Below are 23,618 nucleotides of genomic sequence, written 5' to 3' on the forward strand. Positions count from 1 at the left end.
TCTCGGTCCAACCGTCCGGTCCTCTGCTGAGCCCCAGTGTCTCAGGCCGTCCTGGTGCGGAGCTCGCTGCGTGAGCGTGTCGCGGGTGCGACGAAGGCCACCCCCTGCGCAGGGGGTGGCCTTCGTGGTCAGCGGGCCGACGTCAGCGGGCGAAGGCCTGCTCGACGAGCGATGCCTGCTGGGCCTGGTGCTTCTTGGCCGAACCCGCCGCGGGCGACGCCGACTCGGGACGCGACACGACGCGCAGCGTGCGACCGAGCAGCTGCGGCAGGTGCATCGAGACGAACGACCACGGACCCTGGTTCTGCGGCTCGTCCTGGACCCACACCAGCTCGGCACCGTCGTAGGGCGCGAGCGCCTCCTTCGCCGCCTCGCCGTCGAGCGGGTACAGCTGCTCGACGCGGACGATCGCGGTGCGCTCGTCGCCGGACTTCGCGCGCTGCGCCAGCAGGTCCCAGTAGACCTTGCCCGAGCAGAGCAGGACCCGGTCCACCTGGCCGGCCTTGGCGGCGGCCAGGTCGTCCCCGATGACCGGCCGGAACGTGCCCGAGGTGAAGTCCTCCACCGCGGACGCGCCCGCCTTGAGGCGCAGCATCGACTTGGGCGTGAAGACCACCAGCGGCTTGCGCGGGCGCTGGTAGGCCTGGCGGCGCAGCAGGTGGAAGTGCGACGCGGGCGTCGACGGCTGGGCCACGATCATGTTGTCCTGCGCGCACAGCTGCAGGAACCGCTCGATGCGGCCCGACGAGTGGTCGGGCCCCTGGCCCTCGTAGCCGTGCGGCAGCAGCAGCACGACCGACGAGCGCTGGGCCCACTTCTGCTCGGCAGACGAGATGAACTCGTCGATGATCGTCTGGGCGCCGTTGACGAAGTCGCCGAACTGCGCCTCCCACAGCACCAGCGCGTCCGGGCGCTCCACGGAGTAGCCGTACTCGAAGCCGAGCGCGGCGTACTCGCTCAGCGAGGAGTCGTACACCCAGAACTTCGCCTGGTCCTGCGACAGGTACAGCAGCGGCGTCCACTCGGCGCCCGTCTCGCGGTCGTGCATGACCGCGTGACGCTGCACGAACGTGCCGCGACGCGAGTCCTGCCCGGCCAGGCGCACCGGGGTGCCCTCCACGAGCAGCGACCCGAACGCGAGCAGCTCGCCGTAGCCCCAGTCGATGCCACCCTCGCGCGACATCTGCTCGCGCTTGGCGAGCAGCTGCGCCAGCTTGGGGTGGACGGTGAAGCCCTCCGGCGGACGCACGTGCGCCTTGCCGATCCGCTCCAGGGTGTCGGCCTCGATCGCCGTCTTCCACCCGACCATCACACCAGCGTCCTCGAGCTGCGACTCCGGGCGCTCCAGACCGGCCACGGCCTCGGCGGGCGGGGGCGTCCAGCCGTCCTCGCGAGTCTCGGCGAACACGCGCTCCAGCTGCTGCTGGTAGTCCTGCAGCACCTGCTCCGCGTCGTCCATCGTCAGGTCGCCGCGCGCCACGAGCGTCTCGGTGTAGAGCTTGCGCACCGAGCGCTTGGCCTCGATGAGGTTGTACATGAGCGGCTGCGTCATCGACGGGTCGTCGCCCTCGTTGTGACCGCGGCGGCGGTAGCACAGCATGTCGATGATGACGTCGCGGTCGAACTGCTCGCGGTACTCGAACGCCAGCTCGGCGGCGCGGACGCACGCCTCGGGGTCGTCGCCGTTCACGTGGAAGATCGGCACCTGGAGGCCCTTGGCCACGTCGGTCGCGTACTGCGAGGAGCGCGACGACGACGGGCCCGTGGTGAAGCCGACCTGGTTGTTGATGATCACGTGGATCGTGCCGCCGGTGCGGTAGCCGCGCAGCTGCGCCAGGTTGAGGGTCTCGAAGACCACGCCCTGGCCGGCGAACGCCGCGTCACCGTGGATGAGGATCGGCAGGACGGAGAAGCCGTCGCCGCCCAGGTCGATGCGGTCCTGCTTGGCGCGCACGATGCCCTCGAGGACGGGGTCGACGGCCTCGAGGTGCGACGGGTTCGCGGCCAGGTAGACCTGCGTCGTCGCCCCGGACTCGGCCGTGAACGTGCCCTCGGTGCCCAGGTGGTACTTCACGTCGCCCGAGCCCTGGACCGACTTGGGGTCCTGGTTGCCCTCGAACTCGCTGAAGATCTGCGCGTACGACTTGCCCGCGATGTTCGCCAGGATGTTCAGGCGGCCTCGGTGGGCCATGCCAATGCCGACCTCGTCGAGGCCGTTGTCGGCGGCCTTGGACAGGATCGCGTCGAGCAGCGGGATGACGGACTCGCCGCCCTCCAGCGAGAAGCGCTTCTGGCCCACGTACTTGGTCTGCAGGAACGTCTCGAACGCCTCGGCTGCGTTGAGGCGGCGCAGGATGCGGACCTGGTCCTCACGCGGCGTGCGGGCGTAGCCCGACTCCAGGCGCTCCTGGAGCCAGCGGCGCTGGCGCGGGTCCTGCAGGTGCATGTACTCGATGCCCGTGGTGCGGCAGTACGAGTCGCGCAGCAGGCCCAGCACGTCGCGGAGCTTGGCGCGCGGCTTGCCGGTGAACCCGCCGGTGGGGAACGAGCGGTCCAGGTCCCACAGCGTCAGGCCGTGGGTCTGGATGTCCAGGTCCGGGTGCTTGCGCTGGCGGTACGCGAGCGGGTCGGTGTCCGCCATGAGGTGGCCGCGCGAGCGGAACGAGTGGATGAGCTCGCCGATGCGGGCCGGCTTGATGGCCTCCGCGTCCGGGTCGCTGGAGGTGTCGCGGACCCAGCGCACGGGCTCGTACGGCACGCGCAGTGCCGCGAAGACACGGTCGTAGAAGCCGTCCTCGCCCAGCAGCTTCACACCCAGGATGCGCAGGAAGTCGCCCGACTGCGCGCCCTGGATGATCCGGTGGTCGTACGTGCTGGTCAGCGTCAGGACCTTCGAGACGCCCATGACGTTGAGGCGGTCCTCGGACGTGCCCGCGAACTCTGCGGGGTAGTCCATCGCGCCGACGCCGATGATCGTGCCCTGCCCCTGCATGAGGCGCGGCACCGAGTGGACGGTACCGATCGTGCCGGGGTTGGTCAGCGAGATCGTCGTGCCGGCGAAGTCGTCGACCGTCAGCTTGTTGCCGCGCGCACGGCGCACGACGTCCTCGTAGGCGCTCCAGAACTGCGCGAAGTCGAGCGTGTCCGCCTTCTTGATCGACGGGACCATGAGCTGACGCGTGCCGTCCGGCTTGGCCAGGTCGATCGCGATGCCGAGGTTGACGTGGGCCGGCTGCGTGAAGCCCGGCTTGCCGTCGATCGGGGTGTACGCGGCGTTCATGGCGGGCATCTGCTCGAGCGCCTCGACCAGCGCGAAGCCGATCAGGTGCGTGAACGAGATCTTGCCGCCGCGGCCGCGGGACAGGTGGTTGTTGATGACGATGCGGTTGTCGACCATCAGCTTGGCCGGCACGGCGCGCACCGACGTCGCCGTGGGGACCTCGAGCGAGGCCTCCATGTTGGTGACCACGCGAGCTGCCGGGCCGCGCAGCTTCTGCACGTCGTCGACGGCCCCGTCGGCCTGCGCCGTGGCCTTGAGCGCGGCCTCGGCGTACGGCGCGGTCGCGGGCTGCGCGGTGGCGACCGGGGAAGACACGGGCGCCGGCTCGGCGTCCACGGTCTTCGTCGCCGCGCTCGCGGTCGGGTCGGCCGGCAGGTGCTTCGGCTTGGGCGGGAGCGCCGTGGGGACGGCCGGCATCGGCTCGTCCTTCGAGGGCGCCTCCTTGACCTGCGTCGGCTGGGCCCTCGGGGGAGCGGGAGCGTCCGTGGCGGGAGCGGCACCGTTGCCGTTCGTCGTCGCATCCTGCTCGCCGGGCTTGTAGCCCTCGAAGAAGTCCCACCACGCGGGGTCCACCGCGTTCTTGTCCTTCAGGTACTGCTCGTACAACTCGTCCACGAGCCATTCGTTCGCGCCGAAATCGGCACGGATCGAGTCAGGCTCCGCCTTCTGGGACACGCGAGGATCGCCCACTTCCGCTGCGGACCTCGTCCGCGTCGTTGCCGGTTCTGTCGGCGTCAACACTACGGCCTTCCCGCGGTCCCACGACTCGGGGAAACGGCCAGATCGGACACCGGGCGAGACCTCTTCACCTGCTCGACACAGCACGGTCAAATCCGGGCAAGGACACCGGCTCCCCGCCCTCAAGCGCAGGTCGACGGACGCCCTCGCAGGTCATGGTTTGACCGCCCCGCTGAGACGGCGCCGCGCGGGCTCGGTCGGATGCCCGGGCGGTGCCGCTCGGTACCGCCCGGTGTCGGGTTCCTCACAGGGTGGTGAGCGCGGCGATCTCGCCCGTCGGCGGGGCGCCCGAGGCGGGCAGCGTCACACGCATCGTGCACCCCGTCTCGGTGTCGGCCACCTCGATGCGGCCGCCGTGCAGCTCCACGGCCCAGCGGACGATGGCCAGACCCAGCCCGGTGCCGCCCGTCGAGACCTGGCCGGTGGTCGCCGGGCTGTTCCCCCGCACGAACCGCTCGAACACGTGCGCGCGCTGGGCGGCGGCGATGCCGGGGCCGTTGTCGATCACGTCGATGCGCACGTCGCTGCCCACGCGGCTGGCCTCGAGCCGCACCTCGTCGTCGGCAGGGGAGTGCCGCGCGGCGTTGTGCAGGAGGTTGGCGACCACCTGGTGCAGGCGCTCCGGGTCCGCCGGGACCGACAGGTCGGGGGGCTGCACGCTGACCGGGAAGCGCAGGTGCTTGTCGGCGCCGACGAGCTGGGCGCCGTCGGCGGCCTCCTGCAGGAAGTCCGCGAGCCGCACCTGGCTGATCTCCAGGGGCGCGTCGCCGGCCTCGAGACGGGACAGGTCCAGCAGGTAGGTCACCAGGCGCCCCAGCCGCTCGGTCTGGGCGAGCGCCGCCTCCATGGTCGCGGGGTCCGCCTCGTCGACGCCGTCGACGATGTTCTCGAGCTGGGCCTGCAGCGCGGTCACCGGGGTGCGCAGCTCGTGCGACACGTTCGCGACGAGCTCGCGGCGGAACTGGTCGTTCTGCTGCAGGTCGTCGGCCATGGTGTTGAACGCCTCGGCGAGCTGCCCCACCTCGTCCGCGCTCGTCGCGCGCACGCGCCACGTGTAGTCGCCGGACGCCATCTGCCGTGCCGCGTGCGTCATCTCGCGCAGCGGCGACGTCATGCCCCGGGCCAGGACCTGGGTGAGCACCAGGGAGATGACGATGGCCAGCGGAAGCGTCCTCGTCGGGCCCAGGTGCTTGGACAGCCCCAGCCACGTGATGAACGACGCGAGCGTGACGGTGGCCGCCACGAGCACACCCAGCTTGACCTTGATCGAGCTGAACCGGTCGAGCGGACGGACGTCCGGGAGCCGCGAGCGGCCGGGCTCGCCGCGCACGTGCCGGGGGACGACCGCCACGGGGTCAGGCGCCGTCCTGCTCATGGGTGTCGGCCGGCTCGAAGGCGTACCCGACGCCGTGCACGGTGCGGATGAGGTCCGGGCCAAGCTTGCGACGCAGCGCCTTGATGTGGGAGTCGACGGTCCGCGTGCCGCTCGCGTCCACCCAGTCCCAGACCTCGGCGAGCAGGCGCTCGCGGGTCAGCACCGTGCGCGGGCTCGCGACGAGCGCGAGGAGCAGGTCGAACTCGGTGGGCGTCAGGTGCACCTCGGCGCCGTCGCGGGTCACGCGCCGCTGGGCGCGGTCGATCAGCACGTCGCCGATCTCGACCGGCGGGTCGGGCTGGGCCGCGACGGCCAGCTCGGCCGCCTGCGCGGCGCGCTCGGTGCGCCGCAGGAGCGCCTTGGTGCGGGCGACGAGCTCGCGCATCGAGAAGGGCTTGGTCATGTAGTCGTCGGCACCGACGCCCAGGCCGATCAGCATGTCCGTCTCGTCGTCGCGGGCCGTGAGCATGAGGACCGGGACGGGACGCTCCGCCTGGATGCGTCGGCACACCTCGAGCCCGTCGATCCCGGGGAGCATGACGTCCAGGACCACGACGTCGGGCTGGAGCGTGGCGGCGCGCTCGACGCCCAGCAGACCGTCACCGACGGCCTCGACCGCCCAGCCCTCCGCCGCGAGGCGGCGCGCGATGGCCTGCGCGATCGCGGGCTCGTCCTCGACGACCAGCACCGTCGTGGACCCGCGCCCTGGCGCGGGCACCCGTGCACCGCTCGGAGTCGTCATGCGCCCAGATTGGCACACGACGCGCGTCGTCGGGCGTTGTCCGTGCCGGACGCGCCTGTGGACGAACCCCGACGAGCGGCGCGCTCCCGCTTTACGATAGGTCGCACCATGAGCAGCTCAAGTCGCTGCCGGCGTCCCGCCCAGGCCTGCAGGCCAGGGCCCGACCGTGCCGGCCCCCTCGCTGAACTGTCCACCGCCCCGAACCACCGGGGCCCCGAGTGCTGACCGAGTGGCTGCTGGTCGGTCTCGGCATCGTCCTGACCCTCGGCACCGCGGTCTTCGTCGCCAGCGAGTTCTCGCTGGTCACGCTGGACCCGGGCGTCGTCGAGAAGCAGACCCCGCGCGACGACCGTGCCGGTCAGGGCGTGCTGCGCGCGCTGCGCCGGCTGTCCACCGAGTTGTCCGGTGCGCAGGTCGGGATCACCGTCACCACGGTCCTCCTCGGGTACACGACGCAGCCGGCCGTGCTGCGGCTGCTGCGGTCCGTGCTCGACGGCCCGCTCGGCACCGCCCTGTCCGGGGTGATCGCGGCCGTCGTCGCGATCATCCTGGTCAACGGCTTCTCCATGGTGATCGGCGAGCTGGTCCCCAAGAACTTCGCCATCGCTCGCCCGCTGGCCACCGCACGGGCGGTCATCCCGTTCCAGAGCGCGTTCACCACGGCGCTGCACCCCGTCATCGCGTTCTTCAACGGGAGCGCCAACGCCCTGCTGCGGCGGGTGGGGATCGAGCCCCGCGAGGAGCTGTCCGGCGGGCGGTCCCCGCAGGAGCTCGCCGCGCTGGTGCGGCGGTCCGCCGAGGTCGGGACGCTCGACGAGTCGACGGCCACGCTGCTGACGAACTCGATCGACTTCTTCGAGCTGACGGCCGTCGACGTCATGACGGACCGGCAGCGCCTCGTCGTCGTGCGCCGCGACGACTCCGCGGCCGACGTCACGTCCCTGGCGCGCGCGACCGGCCACTCGCGGTTCCCCGTGATCGGCGACGACAACGACGACATCGTCGGCCTGGTGCACGTGCGCCGCGCCGTCGCGGTGCCCTACGAGCGACGCGCCGAGGTCCCGGCCGCGGCCCTCATGGTCGACGCACCCCAGGTTCCCGAGACCGTCCACCTGGGCCCGCTGCTGGTGGAGCTGCGCGAGCAGGGGCTGCAGATGGCCGTCGTGGTCGACGAGTACGGCGGCACGTCGGGCGTGGTCACGCTCGAGGACGTGGTGGAGGAGCTCGTCGGGGACGTCGCCGACGAGCACGACCGGCGTCGGACGTCCGCGGCCCGCGCCGCGGACGGCTCGTGGCACCTGCCGGGAGTCCTGCGGCCCGACGAGCTCACCGAGACCACCGGGCTCAAGGTGCCCGACGACGGTCCCTACGAGACGCTCGGCGGCCTCGTCATGGCGCGGCTCGGCCGGATCCCGGCCGAGGGGGACAGCCTTGACGTCGACGGCGTGCTGCTGCAGGTCGAGCGGATGGACGGGCGCCGCGTCGAGCGGTTGCGCGTCGTCGCGCTCGACGACGAGACGGGGGAGGACGCGTGAACAGCACCACCGCGCTCGTCATCGCGATCGGCCTGCTGGCCGCCAACGCGTTCTTCGTCGGCGCCGAGTTCGCCATCATCTCCGCGCGCCGCAGCTCGATCGAGCCCCGGGCGGAGGCCGGTGACCGCCGTGCACGCACGGTCCTGTGGGCCATGGAGAACGTCTCGCTCATGCTCGCGTGCGCGCAGCTGGGCATCACCGTGTGCTCGACGAGCCTGGGTGTCGTGGCCGAGCCGGCCATCGCGCACCTCATCGAGGACCCGCTGCACGCGATCGGTGTGGGGGACCAGTGGACGCACCCCATCGCGTTCACGGTCGCGCTGCTCGTCGTCGTGTACCTGCACGTCGTGCTCGGTGAGATGGTGCCGAAGAACCTCGCCGTGGCCGGACCCGACCGTGCCGTGCTCTGGTTCGGGCCGGCGCTCGTGTGGATCGCGCGGGTCGTCCGGCCGATCATCGTTGTCCTGAACTGGTTGGCGAACCACGCGCTGCGGGCGGTGGGTGTCGAACCGAAGGACGAGGTGTCGTCGGCCTTCACCGCTGAGGAGGTCCAGTCGATCGTCGAGCGCTCGCAGGCGGAGGGGCTGCTCGAGGACTCCGAGGGCCTGCTGCGCGGTGCGATCGAGTTCTCCGACCGGACCGCGCGCGACGTCATGGTGCCCGCGGCAGAGCTCACGACCGTGGAGCTGGGCGCGACGCCGCAGGACGTCGAGCGGCTCGTCGCTCGGACCGGCTTCTCGCGCTTCCCGGTGCTCGGCGAGGACGGTGTGGCCGCCGGCTACCTGCACCTCAAAGACGTCCTGTACGCCGACGCGGCGACGCGCACGCTGGCCGTGCCGACGTGGCGTGTGCGGGCGCTCGCCGTCGTGGGTCCGGACGCGGAGGTCGAGGACGCGCTCGGGGCGATGCAGCGATCGGGTGCCCACCTGGCGCGGGTCGTCGACGGGGGTGCCACCGTGGGCGTCGTGTTCCTGGAGGACATCCTCGAGGAGCTCGTCGGCGAGGTGCGGGACGCGATGCAGCGGGAGCAGTGGCCGGGGCGGTGACGTCTGCGCGCACAAGATCTTCACAACCGGTCGAGAGGGTCGCGGGCCTGGGGCCGCGGGTCCCGGCCCGGGCCCGGGAAACCGTTGTCGCGCGGTCGTCGTGCGGCCCTCTCGGCGTGTCGTGCGGCGTGTCGCGCGCATGGTGGTGGCTGGGTGGGTCCGGGTTCCGCCCGGGCTCATGGGCCGATCGGTTGGACGTGCGTCCAGGGGGCTTGGAAGGGTTCCCACGACCCGTTATGGTTTCGTGATCGCGCCGGCGTCGTCGTCGGCAGGTGAGTGCCCCGTCGGGGTCTCGCGGATCCCGACGAGGAGGTGTTGTGCGGCCTGAGGACAGCGTGCCCGATGCGGCACCCCGCACCCGTCGTGAGCTGCGCGAGGCCGAGCGCCAGGCCCAGCTCGCCGCGGCGTCAGCCGGATCGTCCGCAGGTTCTGCACCCGCGTCCGCCGGGCCCGTCGTCACGGCACCTCCCGTCACGAGCCGCCGCGCCGCTCGACTGAGCGCCGGGTCGTCGGCCGTGCGTCCCGCGCAGCCGTCTGCCCCGCGCCCCGCGCCCACCACGCCGCCCACCGGGCGGATGCCCGCGTGGACGTCCGGCACCGACATCCGGCCCGGCAGCGACGTCCGCACCGCGGCACCCGGACGCCGTTCCGTCCCGGCCCCGCAGCCGGCCTCGATCATCGAGAAGTCCGCCGCACCCGCAGCAGGGCCCGTCGCACCTGTCGCGCAGCGAGAGGGCGTCGGCGAGCGGCCGGAGCCGCGCGGGACCGCGCGCGACCACGCGATCACGCCGACCGCCGTCACCTCGAGCTTGTCGCCGCGCGCAGCGATGCCGACGGCTCGGCGCCCGCACGCTCCAGGCCAGCCGGACACGCCTGCGGCCGGCCAGGGCGTTGCTCCTCGTCCCGTGACTCCTCCGGCAGGGGTCTTCCACGCCGTGGCACCCCAGACGGTGGCCCCCCAGGCGGCGGCTCCTGGGGCAGCGGCCCCTCAGGGGGCGGCCCGCGCGTGGACGGCGTCCCGCGTCGATGCCGGGACGGGACCTGTCGCGCCCCTGGCGGACGCGGCCACCACGGCGATCCCGCGGACGCCTGCGCCGCTGCCCACGGTCGCCACGGCGACGGTGCCCGAGCAGTCCGGCTCCGCCGCGACGCCTACGCCCTCGTCGACCACGAGCGCTCCGGCGCCGAGTGCTCCGGCGCCCGGTGCTCCCGCGCCGGGTGTTCCCGTGCCGAGCGCCGTCTCGCAGGACCGCAGCCACGGGCAGCCGGCGGCGAGCGCCCCTGACGCTGGCGCGGTGCGCGCGACGTCGCGGCGCCAGTCGACTGGTCGTACCGGCTCGAGCAGGCCGGAGCCCGGGCGACGCCGCCGGCCTGCGCGAGCGGCGACGCGGCTCGGTGTGCTCGCGGCGCTGGCCGGTGTCACCGTCGTCATCCCCGTCAGCCAGGGCGCGATCGCCGGCACCGAGGTGCTCTCCGGCGCCCCGCTCGACAAGGCGACGCTGCCCAGCACGGTCAGTGCGCTCGCCGCCGCCCCGGCGTCGATCCTGCCTCCCGCGTCCCTGGTCCCCGGTGAGGGGGCGATCGCCGCCCGTGCCGCCGCCGACGCCGCGAGCCGCAGCGAGTCGCGCTCGCTCCTGCCGGGCTGCGACCCGCGCGAGCGGTCCGCCGGATCGAACGGCCTGCTGCCCGCCAAGGACCTGTGCACGCTCTGGGACGGCCACACGCGCCTGCGTGCCGACGCGGCCGCGAGCCTCGCGGAGTTCAACGCCGCGTACGTCGCCCGGTTCGGCGCGGACATGTGCCTCGCGTCGGGTTACCGCACGCTCGCCGAGCAGCGCAGCGTCAAGGCGAGCCGCGGAAGCCTCGCGGCGCCTCCGGGCAAGAGCAACCACGGCTGGGGTCTCGCGGTCGACTTCTGCTCGCAGCTCACCAGCGGCGAGCGGTGGGCGTGGCTCAACGCCAACGCCAAGGCGTTCGGCTGGGAGAACCCGGCTTGGGCGCTGCCCGGCGGCAGCGGTCCGCACGAGCGGTGGCACTGGGAGTACACCAAGGGCGTCAAGGCCGACGGGGAGTACTACGGCTCGTAGCCGTCGTACCCCGTCGTACCCCGCCCGCGCACGGGCGGGGCCCCGCACTCACTCCAGGCGAAGGCCCCACGTGATCGTGTGCGTGCCGCCCTCGGCCAGCTCGACGAGGTCGTCGCCCGTGCGGAACGCGTCCGCGATGCAGCTCATCGGCTCGATCGCCACGCCACGACGCTGGATGTGCGGGATGCCGTCGCCGGTGCACACCTGCCACGCGGCGCACGCGTCGTCGGCCCACAGCGCCACCGTGCGGCCGTCGCCGCCCGTCAGCCGCGCCCACGTCAGCCCGTCCTCGTCGCGCAGCGATTCCACCCAGGCGTCGTCGAACGCGATCCCGCGCAGCGACCGCGGCGACCGCAGGTCCGCGACACCGTCCACGGGCTCGTCGCCCGTCGGCAGCAGGCGGTCGTCGACCGTGACGTGGCGTGCGGCGCCGAGCTGGAGCGTGCAGTCGTCGACGGCGCTGTCGCCCGGCGAGAGCCACGGGTGGAAGCCGACCCCGTACGGGGCGATGCCGAGGCCGACGTTCTCGGCCTCGGTCAGGACGCGCAGGCCGTCGTCGGTCAGGGTGTAGGTGACCTGGACGCGGACCGACCACGGGTAACCGGGCGTCGGGACGATGGTGTGCGCGAGCGTGACGCTCTGCGACGTCGTCGCGACCTCCTCGAACGCGACGTACGCGACGAGGCCGTGCAGCGCGGTGCTCCGGCCGTGCTCGCTGACCGGAACCTCGTACGTGACGCCGTCGCGGTCGTACTCGCCGTCCCGCAGCCGGTTGGGCCACGGGGCGAGGACCGCGCCCGAGAACGCCGGCGCCATCGCGTCGGCAGGATAGGGGAGCGCGACGTCGCGCGACCCGACGCGGTACTCGCGCAGGCTGGCGCCCACGGCTGCGACGACGGCGTGCTGGTCGCCCAGCGTGAGGATGTGCTGTGTTCCGGTCGGGATGTTCACGCTGACAACGTAGTAGGTCTTCGCCCGTGGCCGTGCCATCACTCGTCCGGGTGAGCGGCGTCCCTCCCTGTGGACAGAGGGCTGACCGGGGCGGCGGATTCCCCTAGTCTCGCGCTCCACAGAGCGGTACGAATCGTACGAACCGGGCAGGGGGTCCGATGGACGGCGTAGCCATCCTCGAGAGCGAGGTGCGCGAGCTCATCCGCCGCCGCGGCGTGGATCCCGTGCGTGATCGGCCGGCGATCACGGCCCTGGTCAGCGACGCGATGGCCGACTACGACCAGCGCTCGATCCTCGGCTCCGTGCCGCCGCTCGTCGACGCGGGCGCCGCGCACAAGGCTCTCGTCGACGCCGTCTCCGGGCTCGGGCCGCTGCAGCGCTACCTCGACGACCCCGAGGTGGAGGAGATCTGGATCAACTCGCCGGCGCAGGTCTTCGTCGCGCGGCGAGGCGAGCCCGAGCTGACGACGACGGTGCTCACCGACCCGCAGGTGCGCGACCTCGTCGAGCGGATGCTCAAGGCGAGCGGTCGGCGCCTGGACCTGTCCAGCCCGTTCGTCGACGCGTCGTTGCCCGGTGGCGAGCGCGTGCACGCGGTGATCCCCGACGTCACGCGCCAGCACTGGTCCGTGAACATCCGCAAGTACGTCGTCCGCGCGGCCTCCCTCGACGAGATGGTCGCGCTCGGCAGCCTCACGCCGCACGCTGCGGCGTTCCTGGCGGCCGCCGTCCAGGTGGGCCTGAACGTCCTGGTCTCGGGTGCGACGCAGGCGGGCAAGACGACCATGCTCAACGCCCTAGCCGGCTCCGTGGGCGCGCGCGAGCGGGTGGTGAGCTGCGAGGAGGTCTTCGAGCTGCGCCTGAGCGTGCGGGACTGGGTCGCGATGCAGTGCCGGCAGGCGAGCCTGGAGGGGACGGGCGAGATCGCGTTGCGACGGCTCGTGAAGGAGGCGCTGCGCATGCGGCCCAGTCGGCTCATCGTCGGCGAGGTCCGCGAGGCCGAGGCGCTCGACCTGCTCATCGCGCTCAACGCGGGCGTGCCCGCCATGTGCACCATCCACGCCAACTCCGCGCGCGAGGCGCTGGTCAAGCTCTGCACCCTGCCGCTGCTGGCCGGGGAGAACGTGTCGGACCGGTTCGTGGTGCCCACCGTCGCCTCCGCCGTCGACCTCGTCGTCCACCTCGACCTCGACCAGCAGGGCCGGCGACGCACGCGGGAGATCGTCGCGGTGCCCGGACGTGTGGAGCAGGGAGTGGTCGAGACCGCGGAGATCTTCTCGACGCGCGGCAGCCAGCTGGTCCGGGCGGACGGTTTCCCGCCGCACGCGGAGCGGTTCGCCCGTGCCGGCGTCGACCTGGCCGCACTGCTCCGGGGGCGGGGCTGACGTGGGAGTCGTGGTGGGGCTCGTGCTGGGGGCCGGCCTGGCGTGCGTGTGGTGGTCGTTCTGGCCGGCCGGTTCGCGCACGGCGGCGGCCGGTTCCACGACCTGGCAGGCACGGACCCAGGACATGCTGGCCCAGGCGGGCGTCGCCGGCGTGACGCCGGGTGGGCTCGTGGCTGCGAGCGCGTGCCTGGCAGTGTTCGTGCTGTTCGTCGGGTTGGCGCTCACACGCACGCCGTCGATCGCCCTGTGCTTCACGGTGTTCGCGGCGATGGGCCCGACGGCGCTGCTGCGTGGTCGGGCGCGGCGACGGCGGGTGCGCCTCCGGGAGCTGTGGCCGGAGGTCGTCGACCATCTCGCCTCGGGGATCCGGGCCGGGCTCGCTCTTCCCGAGGCCGTGGCACAGCTCGGCGAGCGTGGGCCGGCCGAGCTGCAGGAGCCGTTTCGCGCCTTCGCGGAGGACTACCGCGCGACGGGCCGGTTCACGGAGTGCCTCGACCGCCTCAAAGCTCGTCTGGCCGACCCTGTCGCCGATCGCATCGTCGAGGCGCTACGCCTGACGCGCGACGTCGGCGGGACCGACCTGGGCAAGCTGCTGCGGACGCTGTCGGCGTTCCTGCGCGACGACCTGCGCACGCGTGGCGAGCTCGAGGCGCGCCAGTCCTGGACGGTGAACGCCGCCCGGCTCGCGGTCGCGGCCCCGTGGATCGTGCTCGCGCTGCTCGGCACGCGGTCCGACGCCGCCCAGGCGTACAACTCGACCGCCGGGCTCGTCGTGCTGGTGATGGGCGGTGCGTGCACCGTCGTGGCGTACGCGCTGATGCTGCGGGTCGCGCGCCTGCCCGAGGAACCGCGGGTCCTGCGGTGAGCGGCGCGGTGACCGGGGCAGCCATCGGCCTGATGGGCGGCAGCGGGCTGGCGCTCGTCGTCGCTCGCCTGCGGTCGAGGCGCATCACGCTCGACCAGCGGCTCGCACCGTACTTACGGCCACAGCGTTCGTCGTCCGCGCTGCTGACCGGGCCCGTCGCCCGGGGGCCGCTCAGCACCCTCGAACGGCTCGCGTCGCCGCTGATGGCCGACGGCATCAGGTTCGTGGCGCGGATCGGGTCCCCGAGCGCGGACCTGCGCCGGCGCCTCGAACGGGCGGGCCGGCAGGAGACGGTCGAGCAGTTCCGCGCCGGCCAGGTGGTCGGCGCCGTGCTCGGGCTCGTCGCCGGACTGGTGCTCGCGCTCGCGCTCGCAGCGAGCCGGCACTCGTCGGTGCTGGCGCTGGCGGTCCTGGTCGGCGTCTTCGGGGTGTGCGGATTGCTCGCTCGGGACTGGATGCTGACGCGTCAGGTGCGTGCGCGGGAGGCCCGGATGCTGGCGGAGCTGCCGACGATCGCCGAGCTCATCGCGCTGGCCGTCACCGCGGGCGAGGGGGCGGTCGGAGCGCTCGAGCGTGTGGTGCGCAGCTCGCACGGCGAGCTCACCGCCGAGCTGGCGCGGACGCTCGCCGACGCGCGGTCGGGCACCCCTGTCACGACCGCGCTGGACCGGCTGGCGGCGCGGTCCGGCCTGCCGCCCCTCATGCGGTTCGCGGAGGTCGTCGCGGTCGCGCTCGAACGCGGGACGCCGCTGGCGGACGTGCTGCGCGCGCAGGCCCAAGACGTCCGTGACGAGGGCCGACGCACGCTCATGGAGTCCGGTGGCCGCCGCGAGCTCGCGATGATGGTCCCGGTCGTCTTCATGATCCTGCCCGTGACGGTGGCGTTCGCGGTGTTCCCCAGCATGGTCGCGCTGCGAGTCGGCCCATGACGCACGAGCCCGAGCCGATCAGCGGCTCGCATCCCCCTCACACGCCCGACCTGGGCGACGACCGGAAGGACGACCATGACCATCCGACATCGCGTCACCGCGCTGCTGCCACGCAGGAACGACACCCCGATCACCGCGCGTGCGTGGATGGCGTTCGAGAGCCGGGTCCGGGCTCTGCACGGCCAGGACCGGGGAGACGTGCCCGGCTGGGTGCTGGTCACGCTCATGACGGCGGGCATCGTTGCCGTCCTGGGCGTCCTGGCCAAGGATCAGCTGCAGGACGTGTTCAAGCAGGCAATGTCGACCGTCAAGCCCTGAGGCGTCCCGCGGGCGCTCGCGGGGACGGCGGGTCCGCGATCGTCGACTTCGTCCTCGTCGGTGCTTTCGTGACGCTGCTCTTCGTCGCGATCGTGCAGCTCACCCTCGTCCTTCACGTGCGGAACACGCTCGTGGACTGCGCCGGGGAGGGGGCCCGCTACGGGGCGCTCGCGGGCAACGGGACCGGTGACGCCGAGGCGCGGACGCGGGACCTGGTCCGCAGCTCGCTGTCGGCGCGGTTCGCCGACGACGTGTCGGCCCGCCGGGTCGAGCGCGGCGGTCTCGACGAGGTCGAGGTGGTCGTACGGGCGCCGCTACCTGTGGTCGGCCTGATCGGCGAGGTCGGTGACCTCACCGTCAGCGGGCACGCGCTCGCGGAGGTCCCGTGAGGTTCGTGGTCGAGTGTGTCGTCGACCGTGTGCACCGCGCGACGCACGGCGCGGACGGCTCCGCGGACGACGGCAACGCGGTCGTCGAGTTCATCGGCGTCACGCTCGTCCTGCTGGTGCCGCTGGTGTACCTCGTCCTGGTGCTCGGCCGCATCGAGGCGGCGACCTTCGCCGCGGAGAGTGCCGCCCGGGAGGCGTCACGTGTCTACGTGCGCGCGGACACGGCGGAGCAGGGTGACGGCGCGGCGCTCGCGTCGGTCGAGCTCGCGCTGCGGGACCAGGGGTTCGACGACGACGCGGCGCAGGCGCTCGACCTCGTCTGCTCGGCTGATCCGTGCCTCACGCCGGGGGCGGCCGTCGAGGCGGACGTCAGCATCCGGGTCGCGCTGCCGTTCGTCCCGCACTTCCTGCGCCGGGCCGTCCCGCTCGAGATCCCTGTCGAGGCGTCCCGCGTGGCGGCCGTCGACGAATACCGGGCAGCGGGATGACGCGCGGCTGGCGTCGACGGGTGCGCGAGGCCACCGACGCCGACGACGGGCAGATCCTGCTGCTCACGCTCGGGTTCGTCGTCGTCGGCCTGCTGCTCGTGACCGTCGTCGCGTCCGCCGCCGGCGTGCACCTCGAACGCAAGCGTCTGGTCGCGCTCGCGGACGTCATGGCGCTCGACGCGGCCGATGCGGTGGCCGACGAGGACTACTTCGCGCCCGGCGCGGGGCAAGGGGACCCCGACACGGAGCCGGCGACGGTCTCGTCGGCGTCCGTGCAGGCTGCTGTCGCCGCGTACCTGCAGGCCAACCCGGAGGCGTCCGCCCGCTGGAGCCAGTTCGGCTGGAGCGCGGAGGCGACCGACGGTGGCGTCACGGCGCACGTCGAGGTCGCGGCGGTCGTGCGTCCGGCTCTCGTGTCGTGGGTGCTCTCGCCGTGGAGCGACGGGATCACGATCACCGCGGAGTCCGACGCCCGGACCGGATGACACCGGACGGGGCCCCGAACCGGCCTCGGTGGGGTCTGCGCCGCCGGAGCGGGTAGCCTGGTCGGTCGTGGCCACCACCGACTTCCCCGCCGAGATCCGCGAGCTTCGCTCCACCCTGGGCTCCATCCAGGCCGTGAGCGACCCGACGGTGCTCAAGGCGAAGATCGCCGAGCTGTCGGAGCAGGCCTCAGCGCCGAACCTGTGGGACGACCCCGAGGCCGCGCAGAAGGTGACGAGCGCGCTGTCCGCCGCCCAGTCCGAGCTGGACCGCGTGAACAAGCTCGGCGGACGCATCGACGACCTGGAGACGCTCGTCGAGCTCGGCACCGAGATGGACGACGAGGACTCCCTGACGGAGGCCGAGGCCGAGCTGGTCAAGATCCGCAAGGACCTTGGCGAGCTCGAGGTCCGCACGCTGCTGGCCGGCGAGTACGACCCGCGTGAGGCCGTCGTGACCATCCGCGCCGGCGCGGGTGGGGTTGACGCCGCCGACTTCGCCGAGATGCTCATGCGCATGTACCTGCGCTGGGCGGAGCGCCACGGCTACCCGACGACGGTCATGGACACGTCCTACGCGGAGGAGGCGGGGCTGAAGTCCGCCACCTTCGAGGTGAAGGCGCCGTACGCGTTCGGGCACCTGTCCGTCGAGGCAGGCACGCACCGCCTGGTGCGCATCTCGCCGTTCGACAACCAGGGACGCCGGCAGACGTCGTTCGCGGCGGTCGAGGTCATCCCGCTCATCGAGCAGACCGACTCGATCGAGATCCCCGAGTCGGAGATCAAGGTCGACGTGTTCCGCTCGTCCGGCCCCGGCGGCCAGTCGGTCAACACCACCGACTCCGCGGTGCGCATGACGCACATCCCGACCGGCATCGTCGTGTCGATGCAGAACGAGAAGTCGCAGATCCAGAACCGCGCCGCCGCCCTGCGCGTCCTGCAGTCCCGCCTGCTCCTGGTCCGCAAGGCCGAGGAGGACGCGAAGAAGAAGGAGATGGCCGGCGACATCAAGGCCAGCTGGGGCGACCAGATGCGTTCCTACGTGCTGCAGCCGTACCAGATGGTCAAGGACCTGCGCACCGAGCACGAGGTCGGCAACCCGGCCGCGGTCTTCGACGGCGACATCGACGACTTCATCGAAGCGGGCATCCGCTGGCGCAAGGAACAGGAGATGGCCGCGGAGTAGGACCGCCCGGGTCGCCTCGTGACGGAGTCGTCGCCGTGATGTGACCTGCGCGTGAGTCGTCGTGGGCATGCTTCTGAGGCACGCCGGCCCGCTCGCTGCGGTCGCCGCCGCACCGGACAAGCCTTTCCGGCGGCTCTTCGTGAGTGCGTGGCTGCTGCTCTTCGTGGGGCTCGGGCTGCTCGGGTCGCGGTGCGCGGCTCGGTGGGGTCTGCGCGTTCGTGCCGTGCGAGCCACTCGTCGGTTCGGTGGGCTTCGTCGGGGTCGACGGCCAGCTCGAGATCGTCGTCGGCGAAAGAACGGCGCCGGACGTGACCGGGCTCCAGGTCGTGGGCGGGAACGACCCGGACGCCGAGGACGCACCCGTGCACTGGGAGATCGAACGGGTCCGCCCGACCGTGCTCGACGCCCCGGTCGTCGTCGGTGAGGTGCCTGCGGGATTCCGGCAGACGATCCCCGCGCACGGCCCGTACACCGGACCCGCGGCCGGCGTCGGCAGTCAGATCAGCGGTGTCGAGGCGGACAACGGGTGTGCCTTCGGTATCACGCCGTGGCCCGACGCGGCGCCGGCTGCCGGTCAGGTGGAGTCGTCGGGAGTCGTGTCGAGCCGCGAGGACTTCGATCGCGACGGCGAGGGTTTGACCGCCTGCTACGACGCGGCGCGAGTGGCGACCGCGAAGCCCATCGCCGTGGCGGGGTGCCTTGCCATCCTCGCGTCGTTCGCCCTCGTCATCGGCATCTCCTCGGCCCGTGCACGTTGGCGGGCCGAGCTGCCGGTGGGCCGGTGACCCTCGGGCGCCCCGGCGGAGTTTGTTGGCCGCCGCAACAAGTGGCCGGCGTCACAACGGTCGCAGCGCGGTCACGACTCGGTCGCAGAGGTCACGATTTGGTTACTGGCGCCGAACTGCCTTGTCGCGACGGTGTCGGAGGCATATGTTGTGGCCCGCAACAATAAGTCCGAGCGCGGGGATGCGCCGGCGGGAGACGGGCGCGATGACGCGCTGTCATGAGAGGGAGCACGATGCGACGGAGCATGATGCTGGGGATGGCGGCCGTCACGGCCACCGGGCTGCTGCTGGCAGGCTGCAGCAGCAGTGACGACAACTCGCCGAGCGACAACGGCAGCAGCGCGGGCGCGGGCGACAAGCCCAAGGTCGGCGTGATCCTGCCCGACACGAAGTCGTCGGCCCGGTGGGAGACCGCTGACAAGAAGTACCTGCAGGAGGCGTTCGACGCTGCCGGCGTCGACTCCGACATCCAGAACGCCCAGGGCGACGCGACGCAGTTCCAGACCATCGCGGACCAGATGCTGACCAACGGCGTCAACGTCCTGATGATCGTCAACCTGGACTCCGGCTCGGGCAAGGCCGTGCTGTCCAAGGCCAAGGCTGCCGGCGTCAAGACGATCGACTACGACCGCCTGACGCTGGGCGGCGGCGCGGACTTCTACGTGTCCTTCGACAACACCAAGGTCGGTGACCTCCAGGGTCAGGGCCTCCAGAAGTGCCTCACGGACGCCGGCAAGGAGAAGGCAAACATCGCCCTGCTCGAGGGCTCGCCGACGGACAACAACGCGACGCTCTTCACCGCCGGCGCCAAGGGCGCCCTCAAGGCGAAGGTCGACAGCGGCGACTACAAGTACGTCGCCGAGCAGGCCGTCGAGAAGTGGGACAACCAGATCGCCGGTACCGACTTCGAGCAGATGTACACGGACACCAACGGCAAGATCGACGGCGTCTACGCGGCCAACGACGGCCTGGCCAACGCGGCCATCGCGATCCTGAAGAAGAACAAGGCCAACGGCATCCCCGTGACCGGTCAGGACGCGACGGACCAGGGTCTGCAGAACATCCTGGCCGGCGACCAGTGCATGACCGTCTACAAGGCCGTCAAGAAGGAGGCCGAGGCCGCCTCGCAGCTCGCCATCGCGCTGGCCAAGGGCACCGACACGTCGAGCCTCGCCACCGGCAAGACCCAGGACACCGAGTCCAAGGCTGACGTCCCGTCGGTCCTGCTCGACCCGCAGGCGATCTACTTCGACAACGTCAAGGACGTCATCGCCGACGGCTACACCACCAAGGAGAACGTCTGCACCGCCGCGCTTGCCGACAAGTGCGCGAAGGCCGGCATCTCCTGACGCCTCGCACCATGGCGACAGCCCCCGGGCAGTCACCCAGGTGAACGCTGGGGCCGGCCGCAGCAAGCGGCCGGCCCCAGCGTGGCGCCCGTGCACGACCCGCAGCGAGACGCTGCACATACAGCTCAGGCCCGCGGGCACGCGGGACCGATGGACACGCAGAGGTGGACGATGACAGAACCAGCGCAGGCCAACCCGCAGGGGCGGCCACCGATCCTCGAGGTCAGAGGTGGGCGGAAGAACTTCGGCGCGGTGCACGCACTGCGTGGCGTCGACCTCGTGGCGCGGGCCGGTGAGGTCACGGCACTCGTCGGCGACAACGGCGCCGGCAAGTCGACGATGATCAAGTGCATCGCCGGCATCTACGGCTTCGACGCCGGTGACGTGCTGTTCGAAGGCCAGCCGGTGCACATCTCGGACCCCTCCGAGGCCAACGACATGGGCATCGAGGTCGTCTACCAGGACCTCGCGCTGTGCGACAACCTCGACATCGTCCACAACATGTTCCTGGGCCGTGAGCTCAAGAAGGGCATCCAGCTGGACGAGGCCGCCATGGAGGCACGTGCCGCGGAGGTGCTCGCGTCCCTGTCGGTGCGCACCGTGCGCTCGATCCGCCAGCACGTGGCCAGCCTGTCCGGTGGTCAGCGCCAGACGGTCGCCATCGCGCGCGCCGTGCTGTGGAACTCCAAGCTCGTCATCCTCGACGAGCCGACCGCCGCGCTCGGCGTCGCGCAGACCGAGCAGGTGCTGCAGCTGGTCCGCCGCCTGGCCGACGCGGGCCTCGCCGTCGTGCTCGTCTCGCACAACATGAACGACGTCTTCGAGGTCGCGGACTCCATCAACGTCCTCTACCTGGGCCAGACGGCCGCGCAGGTGCGCACCAAGGACAGCTCCCGCTCGGAGGTCATCGAGCTGATCACGAGCGGGTCCATGAGCCCCGTCGGCGCGGGCAGCGGCCCGGCGCTGAGCAAGACCACCACCGACTCCGCGAACGGGAGCACCCCGGCATGAGCACGTCCACCCGTCCCGCGGACCCGGCCGCCCCGTCCCTGCTCGCAGGGACCGTCGAGCAGCCGACGTTCGGTGAGTCCGTCAACAACTGGGTCCGCAAGGTGCGCGGCGGCGACATGGGTTCGCTGCCCGCCATCCTCGCGCTCCTCGTCCTGGTGCTGGGCTTCTTCGCCCTCAAGCCGGAGAAGTTCCTCTCGGCGCTGAACATCGCCAACCTGTTCCAGCAGGGCGCGGTCGTCACGACCATCGCCATGGGCCTGGTCTTCGTCCTGCTCATCGGCGAGATCGACCTGTCGGCCGGCTTCACGTCCGGCGCCTGCGGTGCCGTGCTCGCCCTGGCGCTGACGAAGCTGGACTGGCCCTGGTACCTCGCGTTCGGCGCGGCCCTGGTGACCGGCGTCGTGATCGGCACGCTGCTCGGGTTGTCCGTGGCGCGCATCGGGATCCCGTCGTTCATCATCACGCTGGCGGCGTTCCTGGCGCTGCAGGGTGTCGTGCTGCTCATGATCGGCACCGGCGGCAACATCTCGATCAACGACAGCGTGATCATCGCGATCCAGAACAAGAACGTCCCGCCGGTGCTCGGGTGGGTGCTCGGTGTCCTGGCGGTGGCTGCCTACGCCGCCACCAGTCTGTTGAGCTGGCGCGGGCGTCGCTCACGCGGGCTGCTCACCGCCCCGTTCGGACTGGTCATCCTCAAGATCGTGGTCCTCGCCGTCGTGATCCTCGGGCTGATCGGCGTGCTGAACCAGAACCGGAGCCTGAACTCGAACGTGAGCATCACGGGTGTCCCGATCGTGGTGCCGTGCATCGCGGTGCTCGCGCTCGTGCTCGGCTACGTGCTCACCAAGACGGCGTTCGGCCGGCACATCTACGCCGTCGGCGGCAACGCCGAGGCCACGCGTCGCGCCGGTATCAACGTCAAGGGCGTGCAGACGGCCTGCTTCATGATCTGCTCGACGATGGCGGCGTTCGCCGGTGTCTTCGCGGCGTCGCGTGCGACGTCCGTCGACCCGAACGCGGGCGGTTCCAACGTGCTGCTCTACGCCGTGGGTGCCGCCGTCATCGGTGGGACGTCCCTGTTCGGTGGCAAGGGCCGCATCATCGACGCCCTCATCGGTGGCGCCGTGATCGCCGTCATCGACAACGGCATGGGGCTGCTCGGCTACTCGTCCGGCATCAAGTACGTTGTGACCGGCGCCGTCCTGGCCATCGCCGCCTCGGTCGACGCCATCTCGCGCCGACGGGCGCGGGCCACAGGTCGAGGCTGACCGCAGGACGGAAGAACGACCAGCTGGTCGGGGGGAGGGGTAGGTGCGGCTCGGTGCGGGTCCGCCGGTGCGTCGGGCCGACGCCTCGGCGCAGGACGACGTACGCCGCGCCAACCTCTCCGCCGTCCTGAGGCTGCTGCACTTCCACGGTGCGGCGACCCGCTCCGAGCTGGTCGTCTCCACCGGGTTCAACCGCTCCACCGTCGGGTCGCTCACGTCCGAGCTCGTCAAGCTCGGGCTCGTGCGTGAGCGACCCGGCGTGGTCGGGGGCAAGGGCCGCCCGTCCAACGTGGTCGAGCCGGTCAGCACCGGCGCCCACGTGCTCGCGTTCGACGTGACGCCGTCGAGCGTGGGCGCCGCCCGGGTGGGTCTGGGCGGCTACATGCTGCAGATGCGCCGACGTCTGCACACGACGCACCCGCACGACGTGGCGGACGTCGTCGACACGATCGTGACGCTGGCCACCGAGATGCAGGCGCGAGCCGCAGCGGGGTCCGTCTGCCTGGGGATCGCCGTGAGCGTGATGGGCAGCGTGCGCCAGCCCGACGGCCTGGTCCGCCGGTCACCCCCGCTCGGGTGGCACGAGGTGCCGCTCGCCGACCTGCTGCGCGAAGCGACCCAGCACCGATTCCCGGTCGCGGTCGGGAACGACGGCGACCTGGGGGCCGTCGCGGAGTACCTGCGTGGTTCCGCGCGCGGGGTGCAGGACGTCCTGTACGTGCGCGGCGAGGTCGGCGTCGGTGGTGGCGTCGTCGTGGACGGCGAGCTCCTCAAGGGGGCCGGCGGGTACGCCGGCGAGGTCGGGCACATCGTCGTCAAGCCCGGCGGCCGCGCCTGCTCCTGCGGCGCCAAGGGGTGCTGGGAGGCCGAGATCGGCGACAACGCGATCGTCCGCGCCGTCGGCCGGGACCCTCGTGAGTCCGACATCGACGACGTCGTCAGCGACGTCGCCATCGGCAACCGCCGCTCGATCGCGGGCGTTCGCAAGGTGGGCGACTGGGTCGGGCTGGGTCTCGCGAGCCTGGTGAACCTGTTCAACCCGAACATCGTCGTCCTCGGTGGGTCGTTGGGTGCGCTGTACCCGACGATGGAGCCGACGCTCGCCGCGTCCTATGCTCGTGCGCTCGGACCGATGCGCGAGCAGGCACGCCTGGTCCGTTCCGAGCTGGGCTCCGACGCGCAGCTCGTCGGTGCGGCGGAGGTCGGTTTCGCGGACGTGCTCGAGGACCCCGCGGGCACCGTCGCGGCGCGCCGGCGGGAGATGCGGGACATGCCGACGCAGCGTGACGCCGAGCCCGACATCGACGACGTGCGCACGCCCAGCCGCTGATCCTGGCGACACATCGGGCAATTCACCCCGCTGTGTCGCCGAGCGTGCGGACTCACAGGTGGGCGTCGGCGTGTCA

General features: G+C 72.0%; 20 protein-coding genes. 16 read left to right on the forward strand and 4 right to left on the reverse strand.

Annotated features, from left to right (window positions below; all coding sequences use genetic code 11):
* Nucleotides 1-142: 142 nt before the first annotated feature.
* The 3 genes from IC607_RS13270 to IC607_RS13280 form a co-directional block, all read right to left on the reverse strand.
* Nucleotides 143-3,955 (reverse strand): multifunctional oxoglutarate decarboxylase/oxoglutarate dehydrogenase thiamine pyrophosphate-binding subunit/dihydrolipoyllysine-residue succinyltransferase subunit, encoded by a 3,813-nt coding sequence (locus tag IC607_RS13270; protein ID WP_191787888.1) that lies wholly within the window; start codon nt 3,953-3,955, stop codon nt 143-145.
* 307 nt (nt 3,956-4,262) lie between these two features.
* Nucleotides 4,263-5,369, reverse strand: coding sequence for a sensor histidine kinase (locus IC607_RS13275; RefSeq protein ID WP_370526218.1), 1,107 nt, complete (start codon nt 5,367-5,369; stop codon nt 4,263-4,265).
* Nucleotides 5,370-5,373: 4 nt separating this feature from the next.
* Nucleotides 5,374-6,135: a response regulator transcription factor gene (locus IC607_RS13280; RefSeq protein WP_191787890.1), complete on the reverse strand. Its 762-nt coding sequence runs from the start codon at nt 6,133-6,135 to the stop codon at nt 5,374-5,376.
* A gap of 218 nt (nt 6,136-6,353) precedes the next feature.
* On the opposite strand from IC607_RS13280, the gene IC607_RS13285 reads away from it, so the two are divergent.
* From IC607_RS13285 to IC607_RS13295, 3 genes are all read left to right on the forward strand, one after another.
* Nucleotides 6,354-7,670 carry a hemolysin family protein gene (locus tag IC607_RS13285; RefSeq protein ID WP_370526219.1) on the forward strand — a complete coding sequence of 439 codons (1,317 nt, stop codon included), beginning with the start codon at nt 6,354-6,356 and terminating at the stop codon, nt 7,668-7,670.
* A complete protein-coding gene (locus IC607_RS13290; protein WP_191787891.1) occupies nt 7,667-8,716 on the forward strand; it encodes a hemolysin family protein in 1,050 nt (349 codons plus the stop codon). Before IC607_RS13285 ends, IC607_RS13290 begins: the two co-directional genes overlap by 4 nt.
* 317 nt (nt 8,717-9,033) lie before the next feature.
* A complete protein-coding gene (locus IC607_RS13295; RefSeq protein WP_191787892.1) occupies nt 9,034-10,803 on the forward strand; it encodes a D-alanyl-D-alanine carboxypeptidase family protein in 1,770 nt (589 codons plus the stop codon).
* Nucleotides 10,804-10,851: 48 nt separating this feature from the next.
* Here the strand turns inward: IC607_RS13295 and IC607_RS13300 are convergent, their stop codons facing one another.
* Nucleotides 10,852-11,754 carry an aldose 1-epimerase family protein gene (locus IC607_RS13300; protein WP_370526221.1) on the reverse strand — a complete coding sequence of 301 codons (903 nt, stop codon included), beginning with the start codon at nt 11,752-11,754 and terminating at the stop codon, nt 10,852-10,854.
* A 158-nt stretch (nt 11,755-11,912) separates the two neighbouring features.
* Between IC607_RS13300 and IC607_RS13305 the strand changes: the two genes are divergently transcribed.
* From IC607_RS13305 to IC607_RS13365, 13 genes are all read left to right on the forward strand, one after another.
* Nucleotides 11,913-13,139, forward strand: coding sequence for a CpaF family protein (locus IC607_RS13305; RefSeq protein ID WP_191787894.1), 1,227 nt, complete (start codon nt 11,913-11,915; stop codon nt 13,137-13,139).
* A 1-nt stretch (nt 13,140) separates the two neighbouring features.
* Nucleotides 13,141-14,004 (forward strand): type II secretion system F family protein, encoded by an 864-nt coding sequence (locus IC607_RS13310; RefSeq protein WP_191787895.1) that lies wholly within the window; start codon nt 13,141-13,143, stop codon nt 14,002-14,004.
* A gap of 32 nt (nt 14,005-14,036) precedes the next feature.
* Complete coding sequence (locus IC607_RS13315) at nt 14,037-14,933, forward strand: type II secretion system F family protein (protein WP_191788104.1); 897 nt, start codon at nt 14,037-14,039, stop codon at nt 14,931-14,933.
* Between the two features lie 75 nt (nt 14,934-15,008).
* A complete protein-coding gene (locus tag IC607_RS13320) occupies nt 15,009-15,251 on the forward strand; it encodes a hypothetical protein (protein WP_191788138.1) in 243 nt (80 codons plus the stop codon).
* Nucleotides 15,252-15,289: 38 nt separating this feature from the next.
* Nucleotides 15,290-15,640 carry a TadE family protein gene (locus tag IC607_RS13325; RefSeq protein ID WP_370526265.1) on the forward strand — a complete coding sequence of 117 codons (351 nt, stop codon included), beginning with the start codon at nt 15,290-15,292 and terminating at the stop codon, nt 15,638-15,640.
* Nucleotides 15,637-16,128 carry a pilus assembly protein gene (locus tag IC607_RS13330; protein ID WP_370526222.1) on the forward strand — a complete coding sequence of 164 codons (492 nt, stop codon included), beginning with the start codon at nt 15,637-15,639 and terminating at the stop codon, nt 16,126-16,128. Before IC607_RS13325 ends, IC607_RS13330 begins: the two co-directional genes overlap by 4 nt.
* 20 nt (nt 16,129-16,148) lie before the next feature.
* Entirely contained in the window at nt 16,149-16,613 is a 465-nt protein-coding gene (locus IC607_RS13335; protein ID WP_370526223.1) for a hypothetical protein, read from the forward strand.
* Between the two features lie 67 nt (nt 16,614-16,680).
* Nucleotides 16,681-17,796, forward strand: a complete 1,116-nt coding sequence (gene prfB, locus IC607_RS13340; protein ID WP_191787897.1) for a peptide chain release factor 2 — start codon at nt 16,681-16,683, stop codon at nt 17,794-17,796.
* A 218-nt stretch (nt 17,797-18,014) separates the two neighbouring features.
* Nucleotides 18,015-18,581 (forward strand): hypothetical protein, encoded by a 567-nt coding sequence (locus IC607_RS13345; RefSeq protein WP_191787898.1) that lies wholly within the window; start codon nt 18,015-18,017, stop codon nt 18,579-18,581.
* Between the two features lie 257 nt (nt 18,582-18,838).
* The gene (locus IC607_RS13350) at nt 18,839-19,930 is read left to right on the forward strand and encodes a sugar ABC transporter substrate-binding protein (protein WP_225225018.1); all 1,092 of its coding nucleotides are present in this window, start codon (nt 18,839-18,841) and stop codon (nt 19,928-19,930) included.
* Between the two features lie 171 nt (nt 19,931-20,101).
* The gene (locus IC607_RS13355; RefSeq protein ID WP_191787900.1) at nt 20,102-20,941 is read left to right on the forward strand and encodes an ATP-binding cassette domain-containing protein; all 840 of its coding nucleotides are present in this window, start codon (nt 20,102-20,104) and stop codon (nt 20,939-20,941) included.
* On the forward strand, nt 20,938-22,212 hold the full coding sequence (locus tag IC607_RS13360) for a sugar ABC transporter permease (protein ID WP_191787901.1): 1,275 nt from the start codon (nt 20,938-20,940) through the stop codon (nt 22,210-22,212). The genes IC607_RS13355 and IC607_RS13360 overlap by 4 nt, the downstream gene beginning before the upstream one ends.
* A 43-nt stretch (nt 22,213-22,255) precedes the next feature.
* Entirely contained in the window at nt 22,256-23,542 is a 1,287-nt protein-coding gene (locus tag IC607_RS13365) for an ROK family transcriptional regulator (protein ID WP_191787902.1), read from the forward strand.
* Nucleotides 23,543-23,618 lie beyond the last annotated feature (76 nt).

This window comes from Cellulomonas sp. JH27-2, from assembly GCF_014837175.1.
Lineage (GTDB): Bacteria > Actinomycetota > Actinomycetes > Actinomycetales > Cellulomonadaceae > Cellulomonas.

What these genes read in the sequence shown, in the direction of transcription:
- IC607_RS13320 (WP_191788138.1), top strand. Translation starts at nt 15,009, where the DNA reads ATGACCATCCGACATCGCGTCACCGCGCTGCTGCCACGCAGGAACGAC.
- IC607_RS13350 (WP_225225018.1), top strand. Translation starts at nt 18,839, where the DNA reads ATGGCGGCCGTCACGGCCACCGGGCTGCTGCTGGCAGGCTGCAGCAGC.
- IC607_RS13360 (WP_191787901.1), top strand. Translation starts at nt 20,938, where the DNA reads ATGAGCACGTCCACCCGTCCCGCGGACCCGGCCGCCCCGTCCCTGCTC.
- IC607_RS13305 (WP_191787894.1), top strand. Translation starts at nt 11,913, where the DNA reads ATGGACGGCGTAGCCATCCTCGAGAGCGAGGTGCGCGAGCTCATCCGC.
- IC607_RS13280 (WP_191787890.1), bottom strand. Translation starts at nt 6,135, where the DNA reads ATGACGACTCCGAGCGGTGCACGGGTGCCCGCGCCAGGGCGCGGGTCC.
- IC607_RS13355 (WP_191787900.1), top strand. Translation starts at nt 20,102, where the DNA reads ATGACAGAACCAGCGCAGGCCAACCCGCAGGGGCGGCCACCGATCCTC.
- IC607_RS13315 (WP_191788104.1), top strand. Translation starts at nt 14,037, where the DNA reads ATGGGCGGCAGCGGGCTGGCGCTCGTCGTCGCTCGCCTGCGGTCGAGG.